This window comes from Lysinibacillus sp. EB271-A1-10B, from assembly GCF_058791335.1.
Genome location: NZ_JBYTDL010000052.1, coordinates 449 through 3252, shown reverse-complemented (window position 1 = coordinate 3252; position 2804 = coordinate 449). Strand labels below are relative to the sequence as shown.

Sequence of the window (2804 nt, the reverse complement as noted above, 5' to 3'; positions counted from 1 at the left end):
GGCTAACCTCTACTTCTGTCTTCGGGGTTCGGGACTTGCACCCTATAGTTCATACGCATGCCGGGCGCACATACAAAAAAGACTCCAACATAATCGTTGAAGTCTTTCATTCTATGATAACGGTGGTCGGGACAGGGAATGGTTCCGAAAGCCTTATATATCAAGGTTATCTGGTTATAATGTGTAAAAATTGTGTAAAATGATTTGCTGGGTTTTTCAGATGAAAAATATAAATGTTTTCTCTTGTGTCTACACTCAACATGCGTAGAGTGTATGTAGCAACACATTGGTGCTGTGGGTTTAAGTAATTGGCTAGGTGCTACCATAGTAGAACCTTTTCTTATTTTTTAGCAAGGAGGTCTATACAATATTTTACAAATGCTTTATCGACAATTTCGCTTTGTCCAGATTTCTCCACATGTATACTCTGCATTGGGACTAATCATAATCCAAGTACATGTTGCTCTCTGCTAATTCTTGCTGAGACATTCTGCCAAACTTTCTCCTCTTTGTGTTTTGCTTTTTATTTCTATACTATCTTTGAATACTCCTTCTTTCGGTAACAACCCACTATGAATCCATCCTGCTAAAGTATGCTTATTTTGTATACAAGCGTTTTTAAGAATTTTATAATCATTATCTTCGATATAAAATGTTTCTCTATGGCTTTTATTGTCTATATGTTCATTGTGAGTAGACTGGGGAGAGATTTCACTTCGCTCAACGCCATCAAGATAATTAGCCCAGTATTTTTTTCTCCATCTATGTCTCGATTTCTAACTAATTTAATATACTCTCGCCAAGGTGTTACTTTTATTTTTGAAGCTTCGATTTCATTACATAATCTAGTAAAGCTATCTATAAGGATTCCACTACTACATCCATCCCATAAAATATGGTGATAGGTTAATATCATGATTTTTTCATGGTTGGCGCCATTTACCAGACGGATTCTTAATGGTTCCGTTGTTAAATCAATCCCTTTTTAAGCTCATTATATGGGTTCTTATCCTAAAATCGGGTGGGGAAGTTTTTTAGATAGCAAGTTTTCGTATAAAATACAATCGAAGGAGGTGGAATTTTATGGATTTTATCAGGAAATAAACCGCTTGGAAATAATTTATTCCTTTCTGCTATTGCGGATTGTCTCTGATCCTATCTGTACCTTATAGTAAGGGAAGAAGGGTACGAAAGAAGCCGTATAATCAGTAGAAACCCTTGAAAAAGTTAGTTCAGAAAATTTCTAGTAGGAGCGTGTAAAATGAATTTAAAAGAAAAGTTGATATTAATAAAAGAAAATGGGTACCAAGCCCCCCCCGATACATTCCAATTGATACTAGAAATGATAAATAACATCGGTTCTTTGGATCCCCAACTACGTGATGAGCTAATTTATACAACCTTATCACATTGGATTCCTGATAATTCTCTAACAGCAAACGAACTAGAACAACTTCTACCGGTTATTTTGGATAAAAACCATTTGCTTTTTAAGCTTGGTGAAACAAATACAGACTCTGTCTTCACTCGATCTTTCTCCATGCTAGTCATACCGCTCCTCTTCATGAGGCATAGAGAATCACCATTTCTCTCTAGAGAGCAAATTCATCAGATAAAAGAGAAAGTATTTTACAATGTAAAAGAAGAGCGAGATTACCGTGGGTATGACGAAGAAAAAGGCTGGGCTCATGCTATAGCCCATGCAGCAGATGCTTTAGAAGATTTGGCTCAATGTTCCGAACTGGATAAAAATGACCTCTTAACTATCCTCGATTTGGTTTACGAAAAGATGACCATAACAGATCGAGTTTACTCCGATGGGGAAGATGAGAGAATGGTAAAATCCATAATTAGTGTTTTAAATAAAAAAATACTTAGTCAGACTTATGTAGAGCAATGGATTCAAAGTTTTGGTGATGTGGAGAAAAATTCAGAATTTCTCCCTGCCTTTAAGCAAAAAAATAATATAAAGAACTTTTTGAAAAGTTTATACTTTCGAGTTAAATTTTACAAAGTGGATGCCGTTCTCTGCTCGACTATCGAGCATACATTATATAAAGTAGAAAAAGTATACTATTCCTAATTTAAAAAAATGAGGGGAAAGCACCCGCACTTGTCCGTCTCCATTTCAAATGTGGTAACAGGCAAACAATAGCCCTCAGGGGACATTTTAACTTCACACTTTTCACAGAAAATTTGATTTGCGGGGATTCAGATGGATCTCCGTTCTTTTTGTTTTGCTTCCCTTAATCAATCCCGTTTTCCCAGATTGCAGCTTGTGTAAAATGTGTGTAAACTAATTTCGATTCTTATCGTTTCCTATCGTATCCCCCAAAATGAAAAAAGCTCACAAACCCTGTACTATCAAGGTTTGTGAGCTTTTCAAACTTACTAAACGTAACGTATATGTACGTGATGATACCGGTGGTCGGGGTCGAACCGACACTCCAAAGGAACACGATTTTGAGTCGTGCGCGTCTGCCAATTCCGCCACACCGGCACAATGGAGATAAAAAAAATCGGATAAACCGATTGAGTAATAAATTATGGAGGCGGCAACCGGATTTGAACCGGTGATAAAGGTGTTGCAGACCTGTGCCTTACCACTTGGCTATGCCGCCTTAATAATTGGAGCGGAAGACGAGGTTCGAACTCGCGACCCCCACCTTGGCAAGGTGGTGTTCTACCACTGAACTACTTCCGCAATAAATGGCTGGGATACCTGGATTCGAACCAGGGCGTGACGGAATCAAAATCCGTTGCCTTACCGCTTGGCTATATCCCAAAAGTTAAATATATAAATG

The 2804-nt window shown here is 37.7% G+C and carries 2 protein-coding genes and 4 tRNA genes; 1 reads left to right on the top strand and 5 read right to left on the bottom strand.

The window, feature by feature from the left end:
• Window positions 1–676: 676 nt before the first annotated feature.
• Window positions 677–979 carry a condensation domain-containing protein gene (locus tag AC3WSK_RS26385; RefSeq protein WP_492414981.1) on the bottom strand — a complete coding sequence of 101 codons (303 nt, stop codon included), beginning with the start codon at window positions 977–979 and terminating at the stop codon, window positions 677–679.
• Window positions 980–1261: 282 nt separating this feature from the next.
• Here AC3WSK_RS26385 and AC3WSK_RS26380 point away from each other — a divergent pair, with 282 nt between their 5' ends.
• A complete protein-coding gene (locus tag AC3WSK_RS26380; RefSeq protein WP_492414980.1) occupies window positions 1262–2083 on the top strand; it encodes a DUF2785 domain-containing protein in 822 nt (273 codons plus the stop codon).
• 336 nt (window positions 2084–2419) lie between these two features.
• Here the strand turns inward: AC3WSK_RS26380 and AC3WSK_RS26375 are convergent.
• From AC3WSK_RS26375 to AC3WSK_RS26360, 4 genes are all read right to left on the bottom strand, one after another.
• A tRNA-Leu gene (locus tag AC3WSK_RS26375) sits at window positions 2420–2500 on the bottom strand.
• Window positions 2501–2547: 47 nt separating this feature from the next.
• A tRNA-Cys gene (locus tag AC3WSK_RS26370) sits at window positions 2548–2621 on the bottom strand.
• Between the two features lie 8 nt (window positions 2622–2629).
• Window positions 2630–2704, bottom strand: a tRNA-Gly gene (locus tag AC3WSK_RS26365).
• Between the two features lie 6 nt (window positions 2705–2710).
• A tRNA-Gln gene (locus tag AC3WSK_RS26360) sits at window positions 2711–2785 on the bottom strand.
• Window positions 2786–2804: the final 19 nt, after the last annotated feature.

What these genes read in the sequence shown, in the direction of transcription:
- AC3WSK_RS26380 (WP_492414980.1), top strand. Translation starts at nt 1,262, where the DNA reads ATGAATTTAAAAGAAAAGTTGATATTAATAAAAGAAAATGGGTACCAA.